We start from the raw sequence: 21,079 nt of genomic DNA, 5'->3' as shown, positions 1-21,079 counted from the left end.
GGCTCATCTTACGTCTAATTCTGATCCTAGATCAGAACTTGGTGATGTCGGCACGGTTCAGGCCAATATCATCCAGTTGCTCATCGCTCAGACGCGCCAGTTCATTGCGGGTCTTGCGAGATTGATACCATTCGACAACATTTTCGAATGAGTGGGAGAATACGTCCACTGCGTGCAGGATGGTGACTGCTCCGAGCGGCGCATGGGTTTTTGCGACAGCGTTTGCCATGTGCGTAGTCCTTTTTAACAGAAACAGCCGACCCGTTGTCGGTTGTGAGCCTCATGTAACTCCGGCGGCTGAGTCTCACAAATGCTGACTCAACAGTCCCGGTTTGCATTTTCTGCATATCTTTTGGGCGGTTTGAGAACTGGTTGCGCAGAACCCGTGCCCGGCCCATATATGGCAGCACGGATAACGGAGGCATTCATGGCAGACAGCGATTTTCCCGGATGGCACGGCACCACCATTATTGGCGTCAAGAAGGGCGGGCAGGTTGTCATCGCCGGGGACGGGCAGGTCAGCCTGGGCCAAACCGTGATCAAGGGCACCGCGCGAAAAGTACGTCGCCTGACACCGGGCGGGTTTGAGGTGGTCGCCGGGTTTGCCGGATCTACGGCGGATGCGTTCACGCTGCTGGAACGGCTGGAAGCCAAGCTTGAGGCAACACCCGGCCAACTGGCCCGCGCTTCGGTCGAGTTGGCCAAGGACTGGCGCACCGACAAATACCTGCAAAAGCTTGAGGCAATGCTGATTGTAACCGACGGCAAGGATCTGCTCGTGATCACCGGGGCAGGGGATGTGCTTGAGCCCGAACATAACGTGGCCGCCATCGGGTCGGGTGGCAACTTTGCCCTCGCAGCGGCTCGTGCGATGATGGACAGCGACAAACCGGCCGAAGATGTGGCGCGCGAAGCCATGGCAATTGCGGCGGATATCTGTGTCTACACAAACGGCAACCTGACTGTCGAAACGATTTAAGACGTTCTGCGTTTTAGCCAAAAGCAATGGATCGAAATGCGCGTTCGACCGAAGGGAGGGGCGGCGTATTTCGATCCAAATCAAACGCAAACGACTCAGGCTAACAGCGCTTTGATCTCTTTCCCTTTCCAACGCATGTGCATCCCGATCAGACCCATCAGCGCGGTCACGATTACGATGTAGTAGGGCACGCGGATATCGATGCTCATCAATCCGCCTCCAATCAGGGACATGATGCCGCCTGCCAGGCAGAACACGGCTGTGGTTACGCCCATAACCCAGCCTTGATCCGTTTCGGAAACGCTGGATGAGAACAAGCCCAGCAGTGTCGGGTAGGACACGCCGAAGAAGAAATAGAAGAAGAAGACCGGGATAAAGCTCAGCACACCGCTTGGGCTGAAGGCAAAGCCAAAGCCGCAGATCACCATAACCACCAATGATGTATAGATGATCTGGTGCTTGCTGAATCGTTCCTGTGCAGGCTTCACAAGGAAGGTGCTGGAGAAGGCTAGCGCAACGCCAATCACCACCATCGCCATGCTACCTCCGATCACGCCATAGCCCCACGCGCTGGTCAGGAAGTTGTCGACGAACACATAGAAAGTGACGTTGGCAACCATGAACAGCGCATAGACGGGCATGATTTTCAGAACCAACGGGTGCTCACGGACAGCTATAAGACTATCGGTGATGTCACGGGGACGGAAGACAAAGGGTTCGCGCTCGGTCCTGGTATCCTTGAAGAATGTGGTCACGAGGAAGATCGCGATCAGGACCAGAACAAACGCCCCGTAGAAAGGTGTCTTTAACGTCGCTGCACTGCCCAGCAAGGCGGCATCCGACAGGACCGCGCCGATAATCGGGCCACCCACAAGGCCAAAGCTGACGCCGGTCACGATGTAGCCCATGTTGCGATCTCGGTCAGCTGCATCCGTGCTGCCGTCAATCATTGCAGCCTGCGCAATCGGCTGATTGCCAGCGGTAAATCCGGTGATCGACCGGCCAATGATCAGTAAAAGCAAGCTGTTCATATAAAGCGCGGCGATGGTCAGGGCGTAGCCGACCAGCGCTCCGGTCAGGCAAACCAGAAGGGCATTCTTGCGCCCGATGGAATCTGAGACTTTCGAGACATAGACCACCCCCAGAAACCAAGACAGAAAGAAGCAGCCGATCACCAGACCATAATAGAAATGCCGGGTGCCCATGGCCGTGCTTTCCGGCAGAAAGCCCGACTTTGTTTCCATGATCAGAGAGTTGATTATGGGAAACACCAACCCCTGTCCGATCAGGTCAACAAAGACCACGAACAGCAAGGTAATCTTGGCAATCTTGGTCATAAAAACGCCCCCAGTTCCAATATCTTGGGGCGAGTGTAACAGACAGTTGCGCTGTTACCTAACGGCGTGTCAGAGGCCAGAAACTCCGACCTCTGACAGTCGTGATTACTTCAGCGAAGCGACGCCCAGCGGGACACCAGCAACCTCGCACCAGATGTAGACTTCGTTATAGCCCGACAGATCCATGGTTGGCGGAACGGCATAGGATTGCTTGCCAGTCAGGTGCAGCAGCGCGCCTAGCTTGCTATCGGGCGCATATGTGCCGTCCTTGCCAAACGCAACGCGTGGGTCCGGGCCGCCATCCAGCGAAAAGTCCTGACCCAGTTCAACGATGTAACGTTCGCCGTCTTTGACCAGCTTCACCGAACCAGTGGTGATGTGGTTCGAGCGACCTTCGAATGTGCCATTCTTTTTGGCGCCGCCGGCCAGGGCAGAGGTCGTGCCGGCCAGGGTCAGCGCTGCGCCTGTAGCTGCAGCTTTCACAAAAAGCGAACGACGAGTCATCATGATGAGGTATCTCCGTAAAATGATGCGGACTGGGGTGTCCGTCGCAAAGGGTTATGCAGCAGTTGCCGCATGATTGACGATTCACATCGCCACGAATTTCCGTGTGCTGTCTGTGAGTTGCCGTGATCTTTCCGTGATCGGCTTGTGTTTTCGCGCCGTATGATTAGGTTCCGCAGCGAAACATACGGATAGAACACTTATGACCGACCTGACCCCGCGCGAGATTGTCTCGGAACTGGACCGCTTTATCATCGGGCAGAAAGACGCAAAACGCGCCGTCGCCGTGGCGCTGCGCAACCGCTGGCGGCGCAAACAGTTGCCGGATGATATCCGCGACGAGGTCTATCCGAAAAACATCCTGATGATCGGTCCCACCGGCGTTGGCAAAACAGAAATCAGTCGCCGTTTGGCCAAACTGGCCCGCGCGCCGTTTATTAAGGTTGAAGCCACCAAATTCACCGAGGTTGGCTATGTCGGCCGTGATGTTGAACAGATCGTGCGCGATCTGGCCGATGCTGCGATCCTGCAAACCCGCGAATTCATGCGGGAAGATGTCAAAGCCCGCGCCCATCAGGCGGCCGAAGATCGCGTGATCGAAGCGATTGCAGGCACCGACGCCCGCGAAGCCACGCGTGAGATGTTCCGCAAGAAGCTTAAGGCCGGCGAGCTTGACGATACCGAGATCGAATTGGAGCTGTCCGATACCTCAAGCCCGATGCCGATGTTCGACGTTCCGGGCCAACCCGGCAGTCAGATGGGGATGATGAATCTAGGCGATATATTCGGCAAAGCCTTCGGTGGTCGCACGGTCAAGAAGCGCATGACCGTCGCCGAAAGCTACGATGCCCTGATCGGGGAAGAAGCCGACAAGCTGCTGGACGACGAAACCGTCACCCGCGCGGCGTTGGAATCCGTCGAACAGAACGGCATCGTGTTTCTGGATGAGATCGACAAAGTCTGTGCCCGCTCGGACGCGCGTGGTGGAGATGTCAGCCGGGAAGGGGTTCAGCGCGACCTGCTGCCGCTGATTGAAGGAACTACAGTCAGCACCAAACATGGCCCGGTGAAAACCGACCATATCCTGTTCATTGCGTCTGGTGCGTTCCACATCGCAAAGCCCTCAGACCTGCTTCCGGAACTTCAGGGTCGACTGCCGATCCGCGTGGAACTGCGAGCGTTGACCGAAGAAGACTTCGTGCGCATTCTGACCGAAACCGATAATGCGCTGACCCTCCAGTACACCGCCCTGATGGGTACCGAAGAGGTCACGGTCAGCTTCACCGAAGACGGAATCGCAGCCTTGGCCCGGATCGCCGCTGATGTGAATCAGAGCATTGAAAATATCGGTGCGAGGCGGTTGTACACAGTGATGGAGCGCGTGTTCGAAGAGCTTTCATTCACCGCGCCGGATCAGGCAGGTGCCGAGATTACGGTTGATGCGGGTTTTGTGGACGCCAATCTAGGTGAACTGACAAAATCGACCGACCTCAGCCGTTACGTTCTGTAACAGATGCCAGCCGGTTTTTGCCGGTAATCTGCATCCTCAGACTGGACGCTGAGCGGGAATAAGGTAGCGTGGCCCTGTAACTGCTTAGTAGGGGCAGACAGTGCTGCGCTATTTGATCATCATCGCGAACCTGTGCCTGCTGGCCGCCTGCGTGGACCGCTCGATAACAGAGATCACGCCCGAAGCGCTGAAGGTCGGTACCCCTGCAACGGTCTTTGCAGCGACAACCCGTGCGCGCGACATGGATGGTAGCTATGGCGCAAAACGCGCCGAGGCTTTGCGGTATCTTGAGATGACCGTCTCGATCCCGCCGTCGCACACGCCGGGTGATCTAAACTTCTCTTACGCGAACCCGAATCCGAACAAACAGTTTGTTGTAGCGGATGTTACTGAGTTTTCAGGTCCGCAAGATCTAACGGCCCGGTTGCGTGGTGTGGATGACGTGGTGATCTTTGTCCACGGCTATAACGCAACGCAAACCGAAACTGCCTTTCGTGCAGCCCAGCTAAGCCATGATATCGGTATCCCCGGAACCACTCTGATCTATTCCTGGCCGAGCCAGGCGCGCGGAACAGGATACGCCTATGATCTGGACAGTATGCTGTTTGCCCGCGACGGACTAGAACAGACGATCCGGCTGCTCAAATCAATGGGCGTCAAACGGGTTATCCTAATCGCGCATTCGATGGGCAGTGCATTGTCGATGGAAATGATGCGGCAAGCCGAACTGCGTGAACCTGGCTGGTCAAACCGCAATCTGGAGGGGGTTATCCTGATCTCGCCCGATCTGGATGTCGATCTGTTTAGGTCACAGATGAACAGCATCAAAAACCCGCCAGATCCGTTTGTGGTGATGGTATCCAGGAAAGATAAGATCCTAAACCTGTCGGCGCGGTTGCGCGGTACTGCGGACAGTAAGAGACTGGGCAATATCAGTTCGGCCGACGCATTGGCCGAATACCCGATAAACGTGATCGACACGACCGCATTCAACAGCGATGCAGGGTCGTCCCATTTCGTGGCTGCAACCTCGCCCGCACTTCTGGCGATTCTCAGCTCGGTCCGCAGGGTCAGCAATACATTCGGTCCTGACCGGCCCGGCATAGATGTGCTCGTCCCTCCCAGCGAACGCAATACGGATGGCGCGACAGAAATCATTCTGACCGAAACCGGGCAGGCGCAGGTCAGCACCCCGTGACGCGACCCGGCCTTCGTCGCTTTCTGATCCAGAATGCAAACTGGCTGGGTGCGGGAGTTCTGCTGACCTTTCTCTCCAGCTTTGGACAGACCTTTTTCATCTCGATCTTCGCGGGAGAAATTCGGGCGGAATTTGAGCTAAGCCACGGAGCCTGGGGTGGGATTTATTCGCTTGGCACAACTGTTTCCGCTCTGGTGATGATCTGGGCCGGAGGTCTTACCGATATCTTTCGCGTACGCGTGCTGGGCCCCGCGGTTTTGACCGGACTGGCATTGGCCGCGTTGGCAATGGCACTGAATGTTTGGCTTATTCTGTTGCCCGTTGTGGTCTTCTTTCTCAGACTTCTCGGTCAGGGGATGAGCAGCCATCTTGCGGCCGTCGCGATGGCGCGCTGGTTTACAGCGACACGAGGCAAGGCTTTGTCGATCGCAACATTGGGGTATGCAATCGGAGAGGCACTTTTGCCCCTGACATTCGTTGCTGCTCTGGCGTTTCTGGATTGGCGCTGGTTATGGGGGCTTGCAGCTTGCATAACCACTTTGGGTATTCCCGTACTGATCCGGTTGCTGCGTCAGGAACGAACACCGCAAAGCTTGGCGACCAATGCCTCGTCTGTCGGCATGCAGGGTCGCCAATGGACGCGTCGCGAGGCACTGTTGAACCCGTTGTTCTGGTTTATGACACCCGCAATCCTTGCGCCTTCGGCCTTTATCACAGCCTTCTTTTTTCATCAGGTGCATCTCGCCGAAATCAAAGGCTGGCCCCACATACAACTGGTCGCTCTGTTCCCGGTCTTCACAGGGGTTTCGATCCTGTCGATGTTTGCAGCGGGCTGGGCGTTGGACAAATGGGGCACGACCCGGATGATGCCCTATTATCAATTACCGATGGCCATCGGATTTGCGATCCTGTCGGTCTCAACTTCGATTGGCGGGGCGTTGATCGGAATGGTTTTCCTGGCTCTTACAGCTGGCGCGCATAATCCATTGCCCAGCGCCTTTTGGGCCGAGTTCTATGGCACGCGCCACATAGGAGCAATCAAGGCCATGGCCGCTGCAGTGATGGTTCTGGGTTCAGCAATCGGACCGGCTTTGACCGGTATGTTGATCGACAAAGGCGCTTCACTGAACACTCAATTCTTCTGGATCGCAGCATTCTTCTTGTGCGTCTGCGGCTTGGTTCGGATCGGCATAGCCCGCGCACTTCAATCGGGTTAGCGAACCCGCCTGAGGTACACGTAGTAAGCCCCATCGCCACCGTGACTGATATGTGCGGGCGTCACCTGCATCACCGCCTGCGTTAAGGGTGGAATAGAAAGCCAGTGTGGCACTTGATTGCGCAAAACACCGCGCGGGGTCGGAATTGGCCCGGGCTCGTCGCGATCCTTTCCCTTGCCAGTGATAACCAGCACCAACCGCTTGCCTTGCGCCTGCGCCGTCAGGATAAAACGCACCAAAGCGGGATGGGCTGCGCTCATACGCATCCCATGCAGGTCCAGCTTGCCCTCAGGCTTTAGCTTGCCACGTTTCATGCGCGCAAATGCCTTGGTATCCATTTGCACAGGATTTGCCCGCAATCCTTCGGTGATCGAGGGTTTGAGATTATTCCGCGTGGATTTGGATTGCGCTGTCTGGCCCAACTCAAACGCTTCGATGCGCGCCTTTGGGGTCTTGGTCGGTTTGGGTTTTGGCAACGTCGTGGGGTGGATGGTCTGCGGTATTTCGGGGTGCAATCGTTCAGCTTGTTTGATGACCTTGCGCCACAGCTCGATCTCTTCTGACGTCAGTTTGCGCCGTGTCATCAGAATTCATCCGGTAACAGGGCATAGGCTCGCTGAATCGGCAAAAGCACGACCATACGGCCAGGGTCTTTCAGACGGCCAGCAGCTTGCCCCGCCTCATCCCCAGTACCAAAGAAAATGTCCGCCCGCTGGGCACCCTTAATGGCTGAACCGGTATCCTGCGCGATCATTAATCGCCGTAACGGGGTCTTGCCATCCTTCTCAACCCAAACCGGTGCCCCGAGGGGCGTATATGCCGGGTCCGCTGCGATGCTACGCATCGTGGTGACCGAGCGATTCATTGCCCCCAGAGGTCCGAGTTCTGGGGCAACTCGGTTCACTTCACGAAAGAACACATAAGAGGGGTTGTGAAACAACAACTCGGCACCGGCTTCGGGGTTCTTGCGTACCCAGGCCCGGATCATCTGCGCACTGACCTCGTGCGCGCCCAGCGCGCCACGTCGGATCAATTCGGCTCCGATTGAACGATAAGGGTGCCCGTTCGCACCGCCGTAGCCAACTCGCAGAGCACCTCCATCGGGCAAGCGAATACGACCTGAACCCTGAATTTGCAGAAAGAACAACTCGACCGGGTCATCGACCCATGCGATCTCAAGCCCGCGGCCCGTCATCGCGTCTCCGGTCAGCAATTCGCGGCGACTAAGCCACCGATCAGCGCCTCGCGCCTCGGGAGGCATCCGGTAGAGCGGATAGCGGTATTTGCTGGTTGGATATTTAGAGCCGTCCAGTTCGGGTTCAAAATACCCTGTGAACAACGCGTCATCGCCGTCTTCAACCAGAACCGGGCGGAAAAACAGCTCAAAAAACGACCGTGCGGCCTGAGGTTCATAGGTTCTGGCAACGCCACACAGCGCCTGCCAATCCGGATCCTTCAGATCGCCGCAGGTGCTCAGAAAAACCGAAAGGGCTGCCCCGTGATCGTCGGCAGCCCAGCCATCAAGGTCATCAAATGACAGGATGGATCGCGTCGCCTCGGCTCCGGCGGCGCTGGCGCTGGCAGTGGTCATGACGACCCCCAGTAAAAGCGACCGAATCGCTGCAATCATGCGTCCGTGGCAACAAGTAGCCAGTTCGGATCGTCCGCGCCCATTACACGAGCAAAGGTCCAGCTGTCCTTTTGGCGTTTAACCGTATTGGGGTTGCCTTCGATGATATCCCCCCCGCGATCACGTACGACCGAGGTCAGCTCACCGATAAAGCGCATGGTGATCTCGGCCTGATTGCTGTCCTTGTCGAACGAAACATCTGCCAGAGTAGTTTCACGTACGCCGACAAATTCGGCTTCGATGGTCAGGCCCTTGTCTTCACGATCAGCGACTACTGAGACAAAACTGTCAAAAACCTCTTCGGACAAGAAAGGTTGAATCTCGTCCAGATTGCCTTTTTCGAACCCCATCACGATCATTTCATAGGCACCGCGCGCACCCTGAACAAATTCGCTAACCGAAAAACTGGGCTCAACCCGCTTCATCGCGGCCAGAGTTTGCGCTTGTTCGCTGTCTTCGGCTACATGATCGGTAATATCGTGATCCGGCCCGCCATCGATGACCTCGAAATCACGGCGCGTACCATTGGTATCTGGCTGTTGTTGAAGGGGTGGTTTTTCAAACCCTTCGCGTGTGCCCAATACGCTTTTCAGACGCAGGATCAGGAAAACGGCAATTCCGGCCAGGACCAGCAACTGGATCATAGGGTTGTCGCTCATTTCATACTCTTTTCAGCGCCAGGACTTTGTGAACCCGGCCTCAAGCCACTATGTAGGTGACAGTTGGGCGCAAGTCCACAGCCCGGCACATGCTAAAGGATACCGCAAATGTACCTGTTCTTGGCTTTTTTATTAGTTCCGATCGTTGAGATCGCCCTGTTCATACAAGTTGGCGGGCTGATCGGACTATGGCCAACGCTTGCAATCGTAGTCCTGACCGCCGTTCTGGGCACTGTATTGGTCCGGACACAAGGTCGCACGGCATTGGCCAATCTACAGCGATCCTTTGCCGAATTGGACGACCCGACCGAACCGCTTGCACATGGGGCTATGATCCTTTTGTCGGGTGTATTGTTGTTGACCCCCGGATTTTTCACCGATGCGGTTGGTTTTGCATTGCTGGTTCCGGGCATCCGCGTTGCTGTGTTCCGCTATCTGAAATCCAAGGCGACCATCACCCAATTCCAGATGGGCACCGGCGCGCAGTTTCGATCAGGTCCTGACCCGTTCAATCAGGACGACATGATTGATGGTGAATTCACTGAAGTCCGGCCGCGTAACGAACCCGGAAAGCCCTCTAAATGGGTGGAAGGTCCGCACCAGCATTGAGGTACCGCGCCCAAATTGATAAGCAGTGTCGAATTTCAATTCCGGAGTAGATAAATGGCCGAAGAAGACGCCAAAGAAAACACAGCGGCACAAGCCGCACCACAGGTTCAAATGCGCGTCCTGGGGCAATTCATTCGTGATATGTCCTTTGAGAACGTGATGGCGCAGAAAGGCGTCTCAGGCGATGTACAGCCAGAGATTTCGGTTCAGGTGAATCTGGATGCCAAGAAGCGCCCGACCGAGCATCAATTCGAAGTTTCGATCAAGCTGAAGCTGACTTCTAAAGCCAAAGGCCTGGAAGACGTATTGTTCCTGTGTGAGATCGACTATTGCGGGTTGTTCCACGTGGAGGGCGTGCCCGAGGATCAGGTGCATCCGTTCCTTATGATCGAATGCCCACGCATGCTGTTCCCCTTCCTGCGTCGCATCGTCAGCGACATCACCCGCGACGGTGGGTTCCCACCGGTCAATCTGGATAACATTGATTTCGTGGCACTTTATCGCAACGAACTGGCACGCCGTCAGGCCGCACAAGCGCAAAAAACCGACGCTTAAGACATTGACCCGCGGCTGGCTATGGTCAGGCGCGGGTCCACAGGGCATTGTCGCCCAGTTTTTCCACAAATTCCTGATGTGCTGCGCGTTCATCCTCGGTAAACCGGGGTGGCAATGCATTGGGTCGTGCAGTTGGGCGCCATTCTTCTCCGCCTCCGGCCATCGCGGTTGTAGTTGCCGACAGGCCGAAATCAGGCTGACGTCCTCCGATCAGCTCCAGATACACTTCTGCAAGGATCTCCGAGTCCAGAAGCGCCCCGTGTAACACCCGGTTCGAATTATCGATACCAAACCGACGACACAACGCATCCAGCGAGGCGGGCGAGCCCGGGAACCTTTTACGCGCTATGGCGAGTGTGTCGATTGCCTGATCCATGGGAATCAGTGACGCGCCCATCCACCTCAACTCGGCATTCAGAAACTTCATGTCGAACGAGGCGTTGTGGATCACCAGCTTGGCATCGCCCACAAAATCGCGAAATCCATGCCCAACCTTGGCAAAGACAGGCTTGTCCTTAAGCGTCACTTCGCCTTTTTCCGGCGGGCGTGGATTCTCCAACAAATCTGGGCCGATTCCATGAACCCCGAAGGCTTCATCAGGCATTGAGCGTTCCGGGTTGATATAGACATGATAGGTCTCTCCCGTGGCCACGTGGTTCCACAGCTCCACTGCGCCGATCTCGACAATCCGGTCACCGCTTTCGGGATCAAACCCGGTGGTCTCGGTATCGAGTACAATCTCACGCATCTGTCATCCTCGCCCGTATCTGCCTGATCACATCCTGCACCTGCACGCGGGCATGGTCCAGACTGTCCGTTTCAATCACAAAATCAGACCGGGCACATTTCTCGTCATTAGACATCTGTTTGGCACGGATCTGCTCAAACTGTTCCTCAGTCATCGTACCACGCGCCATGACACGCCTTTTTTGTTCATCAGCCGGAACCCGGACACAGACCACGGCGTCCATTGCAGTTTCACCGCCGGTTTCAAACAACAATGGAATGTCAAACACCAGGATATCGGCTGAGGCCGCTGCACGAAACGCCGTGCGATCCTCAGCAACCAAGGGGTGTACGATATTCTCAATCATTTTCAATGCATTAGAATCATTCGAAATGATCTGTTTTAGAGCTTCGCGGCTAACGGCTTCCTTTACAATCGCAGATGGAAACGCGTTGCGCATGGGCTCAACTGCAGAACCACCCTTTGCATAAAGCCGATGGACCGCCGCATCCGCATCCCAAAGCGCGCAACCTTCATCTGCGAACATCTGAGCGGTCGTGCTTTTGCCCATTCCGATTGATCCGGTGAGCCCGAGCGCAAAACTCATGCCAAGGCCGCCGCGCGCGTTTCGGCATCAACTTCAGGACGGACGCCAAACCAGCGTTCAAATCCGGGAACAGCCTGATGCAGCAGCATTCCCAACCCGTCGACAGTGGTACATCCCGCCTCTTCCGCCTGTTGCAAGAGACGCGTTTGAAGCGGTGCATAAACCAGGTCGGTGACAACAGCGCCGGGTTGCAATCCGTCCAGCGGAACGCGCAGTTCCGGCTGCCCCTGCATACCCAAGGAAGTCGTATTGACGACCAGTTCGGCATTCTCGATCACGTTGCCTGCCTGTACCCAATCCACGACGGTGATCCGCTGGCCGAACTCTTCTTTCAAATGATCGGCGCGGGTGCGGGTACGGTTGGTCAGCAGGATTTCGGGCACGCCTGCCTCTGCCAGCGCCTGCAGAACGGCACGGGCGGCCCCGCCTGCACCAAACACAACCGCCGGACCATCCGCTGGGTTCCAATCCGGCGCACCCGCGCGCAGATTTGCCATGAAGCCGTACCCATCCGTGTTATCCGCATGAATCGAGCCATCTTCGCGGAATACGAGCGTATTTGCCGCCCCGATGACCGAGGCCCGGTCCGAGACGTGATCTGCCAAGCGCAAAGCCGCTTCCTTGTGCGGCACAGTCACATTGGCCCCAACAAACCCGGCTTTGGGCAGCGTGTGCAGAACAGTTTCCAGATCGGCCGGCGCGACATCCATCGGGATATAATGCCCTGCCAACCCATAGGTTTTAAGCCAATGACCGTGCAGCTTTGGTGACCGGGAATGCGCAACCGGATGCCCAATCACTCCGGCCAGAGGAATTCGATGGTCCGTCATTGATCGATCACTCCCTTCACGGCCAGAAAGTTAAGCAGCTCCAACAGGGGCATACCCAAGACGTTAAAATAGTCGCCGTCAATGGTAGCGAACAGACGTGCACCTTCTTCTTCCAGCTTATAGGCCCCCACCGCATGACGAATGCTTTCCCAGTTGCGCGCCACATAATCGCGCAGATAGGCATCCGAGCTGGCACGCATCCGCAAGCGCACCTGACCGACATGCCGCCAGATCGGTTTGCCATCCTGATAGATTACTGCTGCGGAAAGTAGCATATGTCGCTTGCCGCGCATGGCTTTGAGCTGTGCCAGTGCATCTTCCGGCGTATCAGGTTTTGATAGCAACTGCCCTTCGAAATCTAGCACCTGATCACAGCCCAGGACCATGGCACCCGGAACCTTGTCACTAATTTTGCGCGCTTTCATCTCGGCCAGTGCATCAGCGATATCGCGGGGCGATGCCTGCTCGGCCAATAGCGAACGCTTGGCCGTATCTTCATCTACACGCGCGATCTGAGCTGAAAACGAGACGCCCGCGTTTTTCAGCAGCTGCGCGCGGATCTCGGACCCCGAGGCAAGGACTATGGGGACAGTCATGTGGAAAACCCCGTGTGCAAATCATTGAGTAGTCTTGAACGGTTTGTATGACTTTCCGGTTGACACACAACCCCGGGATTTTAGCACAAGACTTCCCCGAGTCGCCCGGATCCTGTCCATACAGGACAAGGATAAGTCGAAAAGATCGGATAAGCAGACTATCCCAAGATACCCTACTGGTTATCCACAGAGAACATTATGAGCGATCACATTAAGTATCTGTAATTATGTTGTTTTTTGAAATATCAATAGATCGTACAGCTCAGCGAATTGTTTTGTCCACCTGGGGAAAAACGCAGGACAAAAAAGTAATCCACCGATTTTGACCTCCCTACAAAACCATCATCCTTTTTCTTTCTTATTTTTTTATTAGGAGGGTTTCAGGCAAATCCGGAAAACCCGATGACCGATTTTCTTTTCGCAATATACCCATGGGTGAAATCGCTGCACATCATGGCCGTGATTTCATGGATGGCTGGGTTATTCTATCTGCCCAGATTGTTCGTGTATCACGTTGAAAAGGCGCAGGCCGTCGAGGGTGCGCAACAGATTTTCTTTGAAATGGAAGAAAAGCTGATGCGCGTGATCATGCGTCCAGCAATGATCGTGGCCTGGGTCTGCGGGCTGATCATGGTGTTCACGCCCGGTATCGTCGGATGGGATTGGAGCTGGCCTTGGGTCAAAGGTGCAGCTGTGATCGGGATGACCTGGTTTCATCATTGGTTGATGGACCGGCGCAAGGACCTTGCTGAGGGGCGAAATAAGCTCACTGGGCGGCAGTATCGCATGATGAATGAGGTTCCGACCATTCTGATGGTTGTGATCGTTCTGGCGGTCGTTTTGAAGTTCTAAGGGCCTGTTTGACTCTTCTTAAGTAAGCGCTTATCTATCGCGTAACGCGCCCGTCCGGGCGAGGTATCTTCCGTTCTGAAATTCCACTCTGGCGCCGCGGTCCAAGCGGCCGAGGTTCGTATCATCATGACAACTGAATCCCTGAATCTGGCTGACCTTAAGGCCAAAAGCCCCAAAGACCTGCTCGCCATGGCCGAGGAGCTTGAGATCGAGAACGCCTCGACCATGCGCAAAGGCGAAATGATGTTCCAGATTCTGCGCGAACGCGCGGATGAGGGATGGACCATCGGTGGCGATGGCGTGCTGGAAGTGTTGCAGGATGGCTTTGGCTTCCTGCGTTCGCCCGAGGCGAACTATCTGCCAGGCCCAGATGACATCTATGTTTCGCCTGATATGATCCGCAAACACTCATTGCGGACCGGAGATACGGTTGAAGGTGAGATCAAAGCGCCCGATGAAAACGAGCGTTACTTCGCGCTGACCAACGTCACCAAGATCAACTTTGAGAATCCAGAAAAAGCCAAACACAAGATCCTGTTCGACAACCTGACGCCTCTGTACCCGGATGAGCGTTTGAAAATGGAGATCGAAGATCCCACCATCAAGGACAAATCAGCCCGTGTGATTGATCTGGTATCGCCGATTGGTAAAGGTCAGCGTTCGCTGATCGTGGCGCCGCCACGGACCGGTAAGACGGTGATCCTGCAGAACATCGCGCATTCGATCGAACAGAATCACCCCGAATGCTATCTGATCGTCCTGTTGATCGACGAACGCCCAGAAGAGGTGACGGATATGCAGCGTTCTGTGAAGGGTGAGGTCGTGTCCTCGACCTTCGACGAACCCGCAACGCGCCACGTGGCGGTGTCGGAAATGGTGATCGAAAAAGCCAAGCGTCTGGTCGAGCACAAACGAGATGTTGTTATTCTTCTCGACTCGATCACAAGACTTGGTAGGGCGTTTAACACCGTGGTGCCTTCCTCGGGTAAAGTTCTGACCGGTGGTGTGGACGCAAATGCCCTTCAACGGCCCAAGCGCTTCTTTGGTGCTGCGCGGAACATTGAAGAGGGTGGTTCGCTGACCATTATCGCCACCGCACTGATCGACACTGGTAGCCGGATGGACGAGGTGATCTTTGAAGAGTTCAAAGGCACCGGTAACTCGGAAATCGTTCTGGATCGCAAAATCGCAGACAAACGTGTATTCCCTGCCATCGACATCCTCAAGTCTGGTACCCGGAAAGAGGACCTGCTGGTCGATAAGGGTGATTTGGCCAAGACCTTCGTTCTGCGCCGCATCCTTAACCCGATGGGTACGACCGATGCGATCGAGTTCCTGTTGTCGAAGTTGAAACAGACGAAGACGAACGGCGAGTTCTTCGATTCGATGAATACCTGACACAGGTCTTAACCAACGCGAGGCCTTCGAATGGATACGATATTCGCCTTGGCCAGCGCGCAAGGCAAAGCGGGGGTGGCGGTCATCCGCCTCTCTGGCCCGCAGGCGCATTCTGCGGCCAACATTTTGGCCGGTGGAGGCCTGCGATCACGCGGGATGACGGTTCGGACGCTTAGCGCCGCCGATGGGATGCGGTTGGATGAGGGTTTGGTCCTGACCTTCAAGGCTCCCTCTAGCTTTACGGGCGAGGACGTGGCCGAACTTCAGATTCATGGCAGCATGGCTTCGGTTAACGCCGTATTGGCATCTTTGTCGGATATGGATGATCTCCGCCTGGCAGAGCCGGGTGAATTTACCCGGCGCGCTTTGGAAAACAGTAAAATGGATTTGGCGCAGGTCGAAGGCCTTGCCGATCTGATTGACGCAGAAACCGAAGCGCAACGGAAACAGGCGCAAACGATTTTGGCAGGTGCTTTGGGCACTTTAGCTGAAGGGTGGCGGCGCGATTTGATCCGTGCGGCATCATTGCTTGAGGCTGTGATCGATTTTGCCGATGAAGAGGTGCCCACAGATGTAACGCCCGAAGTCCGCACATTGATTTCAGGTGTCATGGGCGAACTGACCCGAGAGGCGAAAGGTGTTCGCATCGCTGAACGGATTCGCTCTGGCTTTGAAGTTGCCATTGTTGGTCTTCCTAATGCAGGTAAGTCGACTTTGTTGAACGCCTTAGCTGGACGCGAGGCGGCTATTACATCTGAATATGCCGGTACGACGCGGGATGTGATCGAAGTGCGTATGGATCTTGCAGGATTGCCAGTTACTCTGCTTGATACAGCCGGTTTGCGAGTAACCGACGATCATGTCGAAAATCTAGGGATCGAGCTGGCTCGCAAACGGGCAGATGTTGCTGACTTGCGTGTATTCCTAACGGATACACCTGACGATTTAGGTATCCAGATGCAGGAAGATGATATTCATGTACTGCCAAAATCTGACTTACGAGCAGCTGATGGGCGTGGGATATCCGGTAAAACCGGGCAAGGAATTGACCACCTTATCGACAATATATCGTGTATCTTAAGTGAACGGGCTACTAGTCATGGTATTGCGACCCGTGAACGCCATCGCGTTGCGATGATAAAGGCAGCGGAAGCGTTGGCTGCGGGACAGACAGTTCTGGAATTGGGGCCAGATATGTATGATATAGCAGCTGAGGAACTGCGAACAGCCATTCGCGCTCTTGAATCTCTGGTTGGACGAATAGATGTCGAAACCCTTCTGGATGAGATCTTTGCTAGTTTCTGCTTAGGTAAATGAGGAGTGTTTCACGTGAAACATTCAAAATTTGATGTCGTTGTTATCGGTGCCGGGCACGCAGGTACCGAAGCCGCACATGCGGCAGCGCGCATGGGCGTTAAAACTGCTTTGGTGACTCTGTCTGAACGGGACATCGGCGTCATGTCGTGTAATCCTGCGATTGGAGGGCTAGGTAAAGGACATCTGGTTCGAGAGATCGACGCTCTTGACGGAGTAATGGGACGCGTCGCGGATCGTGCCGGTATTCAGTTTCGTTTGTTGAACCGGCGCAAAGGCCCGGCGGTCCAGGGTCCGAGGGCGCAAGCCGACCGGACCCTTTATCGGGCTGCGATGGCAGAGGAAACTAAGAAACAGGACAACTTATCGGTTATCACAGGCGAAGTAACCGACTTTCTGATGGACGGTCATCGTGTTGTCGGGGTTAAGCTGGCTGACGATTCCGAGGTTCCGGCGCAGGCGGTCATTTTGACGTCTGGAACATTCTTACGCGGAGTAATTCATATCGGGGACGTGTCTCAGCCCGGAGGACGTATGGGAGATCGCCCATCAATTCGGCTGGCAGAGCGTCTAGATGAGTTTGCATTGCCCATGGCGCGGCTGAAGACCGGTACACCGCCCCGATTGGATGGTCGGACCATAAATTGGGATATACTGGAACGTCAGGATGGCGACGCGGAGCCAACTCTGTTTTCATTCATGTCTAGGTCGGTGACCGCCCCGCAAATTGCATGTGGTATAACTCACACGAACGCACAAACGCATGAGATTATAGAAAAAAATCTATCGCGTTCTGCCATGTATGGCGGTCATATCGATGGTGTCGGCCCAAGGTATTGCCCGTCCATTGAGGATAAGATCGTTCGATTTGCGGACAAGGAGTCCCATCAGATATTCTTGGAACCGGAAGGGGTTCAGGATAATACAGTATACCCAAATGGTATTTCTACCTCGTTGCCGGAAGATGTTCAGGTTGCCTACGTTCAATCGATTGTTGGACTAGAACATGCAAAAATCCTGCAACCAGGATATGCGATCGAATACGATTATGTTGACCCGCGTATCCTGTCGGCATCTTTGTCCGTTCCTGATGTGCCTGGTCTATATCTTGCGGGTCAGATCAACGGCACTACAGGATATGAGGAAGCTGCTGCACAAGGCCTGGTCGCCGGTTTGAATGCTGCGTTAGAGGTGCAGTCTCGAGTGCCCTTCTATTTTACCCGTTCGGACAGCTACATCGGGGTGATGATTGATGATCTTACCACCCGTGGGGTTGCCGAACCCTATAGGATGTTCACTTCACGGGCTGAGTTTCGGCTATCCCTCCGTGCTGATAATTCGGATCAAAGACTGACCCCGATAGGGGAGGAACTGGGCTGTGTTGGGACGCAGCGCCGGGGCCTATTCGCGAATAAGCTCGAAAAGCTAGCGGCTGCCAAGGCCAGTCTAACTGCGCGAACGTATACTCCCAAAGAAATTCTGGCTGCAGGGATTAATGTCAATCAGGATGGAAATCGTCGCGACGGGATGGCAGTACTCGCCTTTCCTGACGTTTCTTTTGAAAATATTGTCCTGCTTGAACCTGAATTGGAAGGGACAGAGAGGGAAATCCGCCGTCAGGTTGAACGCGATGCCTTGTATGCAAACTACATAGCGCGCCAGCAACGTGATGTTGAAGCAATGAAGCGAGACGAGGCCCATGAAATACCTCGGGATTTCAACTATTTTGGGCTGGACGGATTGTCGTCGGAAATGAAGCAAAAGCTGTCACAAGCCAAACCGGCTAATATTGCTCAAGCTGGTCGCGTTGAAGGTGTGACACCGGCTGCATTAACTTTAGTCCTGGCTAAGCTCCGGCGCGACGTGAAAGCTCGCAACGCATGAAAGGTCAAGACGTTGCCATCGCTGAGAAACTGAATGTTTCACGTGAAACATTCGAACGTCTCGCGATCTATGTTGCATTGCTTGAGCGTTGGAATCCAAGAATCAACCTAGTATCAAGGAACAGCTTAAAGGATATCTGGGTTCGTCATATTCAAGATTCAGTTCAAGTATTCAGAACATCAAAGCCTGTAGATCATTGGGTTGATTTAGGCAGCGGCGGCGGGTTTCCCGGAATGGTCTGTGCAATCATGGCAATAGAGTCCGCACCAGAAACCCGATTTACGCTGGTCGAAAGTGATCAGAGAAAATCCGCATTTCTTCGAAATGTGGCCCGGGAATGCGGGGCGAATTGCACGGTCTTAGCACGAAGAATCGAAGCAATTGATCCCTTGGGCGCGGATATCTTGTCGGCTCGGGCATTAGCGGATTTGACCACCTTATTATCTTTTTGCGACAGGCATTTAGATGAAAATGGCGTAGCTCTGTTGCCAAAAGGCGCAACCTGGAAAAAAGAGCTTTTAGACGCACGCAAGGAATGGAATTTCGACGCCGATCCTATTAAAAGTCTTACAGAACCTCAGTCTGTTATCCTGAAAATCAAAGGAGTTGCGCGTGGTTGATCTGTCTCGTCCTGCCGGACCTCGGATAATCGCGGTTGCGAATCAAAAAGGCGGGGTGGGGAAAACCACGACTGCAATCAATCTGGCAGCCGGGTTGGCCGAGGCAGGTTGCAAGGTTTTAGTCGTAGATCTGGACCCCCAGGGCAATGCCTCAACGGGATTGGGGGTCGAAGATCGCGATTGGACAACCTATGACCTAATATTGGACGACGCATCATTGGAAGCAGTGGTACAGGAAACAGAAATTAAAGATCTTTTTGTAATTCCGGCCACCGTTGACCTAAGTTCAGCAGATATTGAACTGATCTCGAATGAAAAACGCAGCTATCTATTGCATGATGCGCTGCGCCAGAGAGCGATTGACTCGTTTGATTTGGATTTTGTTCTGATCGATTGTCCGCCATCTTTGAATTTGCTCACTGTAAACGCCATGGTAGCAGCTCATTCTGTCCTTGTGCCCTTGCAAAGCGAGTTCTTTGCGCTCGAAGGCTTGTCGCAGTTGATGCTGACTATCCGCGAAGTACGTCAGACCGCGAATCCTGACCTCAGGATCGAAGGTGTTGTGTTGACTATGTTTGACAACCGCAACAACTTGTCCCGTCAGGTCGAAAAGGACGCACGTGACAATCTTGGTCAGATGGTATTTAAGACCAAGATACCCAGAAATGTGCGGGTCAGCGAGGCGCCATCATATGCGCTTCCTGTACTGCAATATGATTCGGGCTCACTCGGCGCGATGGCATATCGGCATTTGGCGCGAGAAGTCATGCATAAGAACAACAAAGTAGCCATCTAAGTGGCCGTCAGGAGGGCAACATGAATGCCAGGAAAGGGAAACCCCGAGGACTAGGTCGCGGATTGTCGGCATTAATGGCTGATGTGGCACCAGAAGCTGATGGTCGTATCTCGTCGGAATCTCGCCGCCCCGACCTTACAGTGCCGATTGAGAAGTTGCAGGCAAACCCAGATCAGCCGAGACGTCGATTTGCGCAAGAGCAGCTGGATGAACTTGCCGCATCAGTCAAAGAAAAAGGCATTATTCAACCTTTGATTGTGCGCAGTATAGCAGGTGGCCAATATGAGATTGTCGCCGGTGAGCGCCGGTGGCGCGCCGCTCAGATGGCACAACTCCATGATATTCCAGTAATTATTCGCGAGTTTGATGATACCGAGGTGCTCGAAATCGCGATTATCGAGAATATTCAGCGTGCTGATCTGAATGCCGTGGAGGAAGCGGCAGGATTCAAGCAGTTGATGGATCGCTTTGGACACACGCAGGAAAAACTTGCCGAAGCTTTGGGTAAAAGCCGAAGCCATATTGCCAACCTGTTGCGTCTGCTGTCTTTGCCGATGGATGTGCAAACACTTGTGATTGAGGGGAAATTGTCTGCCGGTCATGCAAGGGCTTTGATTACAGCAGAAGATCCTTCGGAATTGGCGAAACAAGTTGTGCGTAACGGTCTTTCCGTGCGGGCTACTGAAGCGTTGGTCAAGAAACAACAGGGTGGTGCGGATAAGTCAGCGCTGAAACCCAGAAATCTGAATGCTGGGAAAGATGCAGATACGCGCGCCCTCGAAAAGGATTTGTCAGCTATTCTGGCAATGAAGGTCACCATCAACCACAAACCCGGATCTGAAACGGGACAGGTGGTGTTGTCCTATGAAAACCTTGATCAGCTGGATGATCTTTGCGCCAAGCTTAGCCGCTAGGGCGGGTCCAGATAAAAAGCATGACGCCGCTTAGCACAACGGCCTGAATGATCAGGACGTGTGAAGGCATGGACAGCAACACCGACAGGCCAAATACGGCGGCAACTGAAAGGGTGGCCGCCTTTTTTGCGCCAGGCCTAATTGCGCCCGAGTTCTGCCAGTCGATAATTAGCGGACCAAAGGTCTGATGGGTTAGCAGCCAATTATGCAGCCTTGATGAAGAGCGCGCAAAGAAAAATGCCGCGAGCAGAAGAAACGGCACTGTTGGAAGCAAGGGTAAGACCACTCCAACCATGGCGAGCGCGACGCAGGCCAACCCCAATCCAGCCCAGAGATATTGCAT

Annotated in this window: 24 protein-coding genes; 13 read left to right on the top strand and 11 right to left on the bottom strand. The window is 54.5% G+C overall.

What is annotated here, in order from left to right; all coding sequences use genetic code 11:
* Positions 1 to 31: 31 nt before the first annotated feature.
* The gene (locus tag G7G_RS0118750; protein ID WP_010442996.1) at positions 32 to 229 is read right to left on the bottom strand and encodes a DUF1127 domain-containing protein; all 198 of its coding nucleotides are present in this window, start codon (positions 227 to 229) and stop codon (positions 32 to 34) included.
* A gap of 198 nt (positions 230 to 427) precedes the next feature.
* Between G7G_RS0118750 and hslV the strand changes: the two genes are divergently transcribed.
* Positions 428 to 979, top strand: coding sequence for an ATP-dependent protease subunit HslV (hslV, locus tag G7G_RS0118745; protein WP_010442995.1), 552 nt, complete (start codon positions 428 to 430; stop codon positions 977 to 979).
* Between the two features lie 95 nt (positions 980 to 1,074).
* On the opposite strand, the gene G7G_RS0118740 is transcribed toward hslV, so the two are convergent.
* Both G7G_RS0118740 and G7G_RS0118735 read right to left on the bottom strand, forming a co-directional pair.
* The gene (locus G7G_RS0118740) at positions 1,075 to 2,316 is read right to left on the bottom strand and encodes an MFS transporter (protein ID WP_010442994.1); all 1,242 of its coding nucleotides are present in this window, start codon (positions 2,314 to 2,316) and stop codon (positions 1,075 to 1,077) included.
* 105 nt (positions 2,317 to 2,421) lie between these two features.
* Positions 2,422 to 2,823 (bottom strand): DM13 domain-containing protein, encoded by a 402-nt coding sequence (locus G7G_RS0118735; RefSeq protein ID WP_010442993.1) that lies wholly within the window; start codon positions 2,821 to 2,823, stop codon positions 2,422 to 2,424.
* Positions 2,824 to 3,022: 199 nt separating this feature from the next.
* On the opposite strand from G7G_RS0118735, the gene hslU reads away from it, so the two are divergent.
* From hslU to G7G_RS0118720, 3 genes are all read left to right on the top strand, one after another.
* Positions 3,023 to 4,330 carry an ATP-dependent protease ATPase subunit HslU gene (gene hslU / locus G7G_RS0118730; RefSeq protein ID WP_010442992.1) on the top strand — a complete coding sequence of 436 codons (1,308 nt, stop codon included), beginning with the start codon at positions 3,023 to 3,025 and terminating at the stop codon, positions 4,328 to 4,330.
* A gap of 100 nt (positions 4,331 to 4,430) precedes the next feature.
* Complete coding sequence (locus G7G_RS0118725; RefSeq protein ID WP_010442991.1) at positions 4,431 to 5,528, top strand: alpha/beta hydrolase; 1,098 nt, start codon at positions 4,431 to 4,433, stop codon at positions 5,526 to 5,528.
* Positions 5,525 to 6,745 carry an MFS transporter gene (locus G7G_RS0118720; protein WP_010442990.1) on the top strand — a complete coding sequence of 407 codons (1,221 nt, stop codon included), beginning with the start codon at positions 5,525 to 5,527 and terminating at the stop codon, positions 6,743 to 6,745. Before G7G_RS0118725 ends, G7G_RS0118720 begins: the two co-directional genes overlap by 4 nt.
* Here G7G_RS0118720 and G7G_RS0118715 read toward each other — a convergent pair.
* Genes G7G_RS0118715 through G7G_RS0118705 form a run of 3 tightly spaced genes read right to left on the bottom strand, consistent with a single transcriptional unit; the run spans position 6,742 to position 9,034 of the window.
* A complete protein-coding gene (locus G7G_RS0118715; protein WP_010442989.1) occupies positions 6,742 to 7,329 on the bottom strand; it encodes a Smr/MutS family protein in 588 nt (195 codons plus the stop codon). The two genes, G7G_RS0118720 and G7G_RS0118715, sit on opposite strands and share 4 nt — an antisense overlap.
* Positions 7,329 to 8,375, bottom strand: a complete 1,047-nt coding sequence (gene mltA / locus G7G_RS0118710; RefSeq protein ID WP_010442988.1) for a murein transglycosylase A — start codon at positions 8,373 to 8,375, stop codon at positions 7,329 to 7,331. The genes G7G_RS0118715 and mltA overlap by 1 nt, the downstream gene beginning before the upstream one ends.
* Positions 8,372 to 9,034, bottom strand: a complete 663-nt coding sequence (locus G7G_RS0118705) for a Tim44/TimA family putative adaptor protein (protein WP_010442987.1) — start codon at positions 9,032 to 9,034, stop codon at positions 8,372 to 8,374. The genes mltA and G7G_RS0118705 overlap by 4 nt, the downstream gene beginning before the upstream one ends.
* 108 nt (positions 9,035 to 9,142) lie before the next feature.
* Here G7G_RS0118705 and G7G_RS0118700 point away from each other — a divergent pair, with 108 nt between their 5' ends.
* Positions 9,143 to 9,643 carry an FxsA family protein gene (locus tag G7G_RS0118700; RefSeq protein ID WP_010442986.1) on the top strand — a complete coding sequence of 167 codons (501 nt, stop codon included), beginning with the start codon at positions 9,143 to 9,145 and terminating at the stop codon, positions 9,641 to 9,643.
* A gap of 54 nt (positions 9,644 to 9,697) precedes the next feature.
* Positions 9,698 to 10,198 carry a protein-export chaperone SecB gene (secB, locus tag G7G_RS0118695; RefSeq protein WP_010442985.1) on the top strand — a complete coding sequence of 167 codons (501 nt, stop codon included), beginning with the start codon at positions 9,698 to 9,700 and terminating at the stop codon, positions 10,196 to 10,198.
* Positions 10,199 to 10,223: 25 nt separating this feature from the next.
* On the opposite strand, the gene dnaQ is transcribed toward secB, so the two are convergent.
* From dnaQ to G7G_RS0118675, 4 genes are read right to left on the bottom strand one after another with little or no spacing between them, the layout of a single operon-like run.
* Positions 10,224 to 10,946: a DNA polymerase III subunit epsilon gene (dnaQ, locus tag G7G_RS0118690; protein ID WP_010442984.1), complete on the bottom strand. Its 723-nt coding sequence runs from the start codon at positions 10,944 to 10,946 to the stop codon at positions 10,224 to 10,226.
* Positions 10,939 to 11,532 (bottom strand): dephospho-CoA kinase, encoded by a 594-nt coding sequence (gene coaE, locus G7G_RS0118685; protein ID WP_010442983.1) that lies wholly within the window; start codon positions 11,530 to 11,532, stop codon positions 10,939 to 10,941. Before coaE ends, dnaQ begins: the two co-directional genes overlap by 8 nt.
* On the bottom strand, positions 11,529 to 12,362 hold the full coding sequence (locus G7G_RS0118680; RefSeq protein ID WP_010442982.1) for a shikimate dehydrogenase: 834 nt from the start codon (positions 12,360 to 12,362) through the stop codon (positions 11,529 to 11,531). Before G7G_RS0118680 ends, coaE begins: the two co-directional genes overlap by 4 nt.
* Positions 12,359 to 12,958: a Maf family protein gene (locus G7G_RS0118675; protein ID WP_010442981.1), complete on the bottom strand. Its 600-nt coding sequence runs from the start codon at positions 12,956 to 12,958 to the stop codon at positions 12,359 to 12,361. The genes G7G_RS0118680 and G7G_RS0118675 overlap by 4 nt, the downstream gene beginning before the upstream one ends.
* Before the next feature lie 402 nt (positions 12,959 to 13,360).
* On the opposite strand from G7G_RS0118675, the gene hemJ reads away from it, so the two are divergent.
* The 7 genes from hemJ to G7G_RS0118640 all read left to right on the top strand — a co-directional run bounded on the left by hemJ (position 13,361) and on the right by G7G_RS0118640 (position 20,736).
* Positions 13,361 to 13,810: a protoporphyrinogen oxidase HemJ gene (gene hemJ / locus G7G_RS0118670; protein ID WP_010442980.1), complete on the top strand. Its 450-nt coding sequence runs from the start codon at positions 13,361 to 13,363 to the stop codon at positions 13,808 to 13,810.
* Between the two features lie 126 nt (positions 13,811 to 13,936).
* On the top strand, positions 13,937 to 15,208 hold the full coding sequence (gene rho / locus G7G_RS0118665; RefSeq protein WP_010442979.1) for a transcription termination factor Rho: 1,272 nt from the start codon (positions 13,937 to 13,939) through the stop codon (positions 15,206 to 15,208).
* Positions 15,209 to 15,238: 30 nt separating this feature from the next.
* Positions 15,239 to 16,525 (top strand): tRNA uridine-5-carboxymethylaminomethyl(34) synthesis GTPase MnmE, encoded by a 1,287-nt coding sequence (mnmE, locus tag G7G_RS0118660; RefSeq protein ID WP_010442978.1) that lies wholly within the window; start codon positions 15,239 to 15,241, stop codon positions 16,523 to 16,525.
* A 12-nt stretch (positions 16,526 to 16,537) separates the two neighbouring features.
* Positions 16,538 to 18,406 (top strand): tRNA uridine-5-carboxymethylaminomethyl(34) synthesis enzyme MnmG, encoded by a 1,869-nt coding sequence (mnmG, locus tag G7G_RS0118655; protein WP_010442977.1) that lies wholly within the window; start codon positions 16,538 to 16,540, stop codon positions 18,404 to 18,406.
* Positions 18,403 to 19,026 carry a 16S rRNA (guanine(527)-N(7))-methyltransferase RsmG gene (rsmG, locus tag G7G_RS0118650; protein ID WP_010442976.1) on the top strand — a complete coding sequence of 208 codons (624 nt, stop codon included), beginning with the start codon at positions 18,403 to 18,405 and terminating at the stop codon, positions 19,024 to 19,026. The genes mnmG and rsmG overlap by 4 nt, the downstream gene beginning before the upstream one ends.
* Positions 19,019 to 19,822, top strand: coding sequence for a ParA family protein (locus G7G_RS0118645; RefSeq protein ID WP_029622185.1), 804 nt, complete (start codon positions 19,019 to 19,021; stop codon positions 19,820 to 19,822). The genes rsmG and G7G_RS0118645 overlap by 8 nt, the downstream gene beginning before the upstream one ends.
* A gap of 20 nt (positions 19,823 to 19,842) precedes the next feature.
* The gene (locus G7G_RS0118640; RefSeq protein WP_010442974.1) at positions 19,843 to 20,736 is read left to right on the top strand and encodes a ParB/RepB/Spo0J family partition protein; all 894 of its coding nucleotides are present in this window, start codon (positions 19,843 to 19,845) and stop codon (positions 20,734 to 20,736) included.
* Here the strand turns inward: G7G_RS0118640 and G7G_RS0118635 are convergent.
* Positions 20,726 to 21,079 carry a YbaN family protein gene (locus G7G_RS0118635; protein ID WP_010442973.1) on the bottom strand — a complete coding sequence of 118 codons (354 nt, stop codon included), beginning with the start codon at positions 21,077 to 21,079 and terminating at the stop codon, positions 20,726 to 20,728. The two genes, G7G_RS0118640 and G7G_RS0118635, sit on opposite strands and share 11 nt — an antisense overlap.

Source organism: Ruegeria conchae (assembly GCF_000192475.1).
In the GTDB taxonomy this organism is placed as follows: Bacteria; Pseudomonadota; Alphaproteobacteria; order Rhodobacterales; family Rhodobacteraceae; genus Ruegeria; species Ruegeria conchae.
The sequence above is the reverse complement of the archived record's forward strand: the minus strand, read 5'-3'. Positions and strand labels throughout refer to the sequence as shown.

What these genes read in the sequence shown, in the direction of transcription:
- hslU (WP_010442992.1), top strand. Translation starts at nt 3,023, where the DNA reads ATGACCGACCTGACCCCGCGCGAGATTGTCTCGGAACTGGACCGCTTT.
- G7G_RS0118715 (WP_010442989.1), bottom strand. Translation starts at nt 7,329, where the DNA reads ATGACACGGCGCAAACTGACGTCAGAAGAGATCGAGCTGTGGCGCAAG.
- secB (WP_010442985.1), top strand. Translation starts at nt 9,698, where the DNA reads ATGGCCGAAGAAGACGCCAAAGAAAACACAGCGGCACAAGCCGCACCA.
- G7G_RS0118750 (WP_010442996.1), bottom strand. Translation starts at nt 229, where the DNA reads ATGGCAAACGCTGTCGCAAAAACCCATGCGCCGCTCGGAGCAGTCACC.
- dnaQ (WP_010442984.1), bottom strand. Translation starts at nt 10,946, where the DNA reads ATGCGTGAGATTGTACTCGATACCGAGACCACCGGGTTTGATCCCGAA.
- G7G_RS0118700 (WP_010442986.1), top strand. Translation starts at nt 9,143, where the DNA reads ATGTACCTGTTCTTGGCTTTTTTATTAGTTCCGATCGTTGAGATCGCC.
- coaE (WP_010442983.1), bottom strand. Translation starts at nt 11,532, where the DNA reads ATGAGTTTTGCGCTCGGGCTCACCGGATCAATCGGAATGGGCAAAAGC.
- mltA (WP_010442988.1), bottom strand. Translation starts at nt 8,375, where the DNA reads ATGATTGCAGCGATTCGGTCGCTTTTACTGGGGGTCGTCATGACCACT.
- mnmE (WP_010442978.1), top strand. Translation starts at nt 15,239, where the DNA reads ATGGATACGATATTCGCCTTGGCCAGCGCGCAAGGCAAAGCGGGGGTG.
- hemJ (WP_010442980.1), top strand. Translation starts at nt 13,361, where the DNA reads ATGACCGATTTTCTTTTCGCAATATACCCATGGGTGAAATCGCTGCAC.
- G7G_RS0118635 (WP_010442973.1), bottom strand. Translation starts at nt 21,079, where the DNA reads ATGCAATATCTCTGGGCTGGATTGGGGTTGGCCTGCGTCGCGCTCGCC.
- rho (WP_010442979.1), top strand. Translation starts at nt 13,937, where the DNA reads ATGACAACTGAATCCCTGAATCTGGCTGACCTTAAGGCCAAAAGCCCC.
- hslV (WP_010442995.1), top strand. Translation starts at nt 428, where the DNA reads ATGGCAGACAGCGATTTTCCCGGATGGCACGGCACCACCATTATTGGC.
- G7G_RS0118740 (WP_010442994.1), bottom strand. Translation starts at nt 2,316, where the DNA reads ATGACCAAGATTGCCAAGATTACCTTGCTGTTCGTGGTCTTTGTTGAC.
- G7G_RS0118680 (WP_010442982.1), bottom strand. Translation starts at nt 12,362, where the DNA reads ATGACGGACCATCGAATTCCTCTGGCCGGAGTGATTGGGCATCCGGTT.
- rsmG (WP_010442976.1), top strand. Translation starts at nt 18,403, where the DNA reads ATGAAAGGTCAAGACGTTGCCATCGCTGAGAAACTGAATGTTTCACGT.
- G7G_RS0118705 (WP_010442987.1), bottom strand. Translation starts at nt 9,034, where the DNA reads ATGAGCGACAACCCTATGATCCAGTTGCTGGTCCTGGCCGGAATTGCC.
- G7G_RS0118675 (WP_010442981.1), bottom strand. Translation starts at nt 12,958, where the DNA reads ATGACTGTCCCCATAGTCCTTGCCTCGGGGTCCGAGATCCGCGCGCAG.
- G7G_RS0118735 (WP_010442993.1), bottom strand. Translation starts at nt 2,823, where the DNA reads ATGATGACTCGTCGTTCGCTTTTTGTGAAAGCTGCAGCTACAGGCGCA.
- G7G_RS0118640 (WP_010442974.1), top strand. Translation starts at nt 19,843, where the DNA reads ATGAATGCCAGGAAAGGGAAACCCCGAGGACTAGGTCGCGGATTGTCG.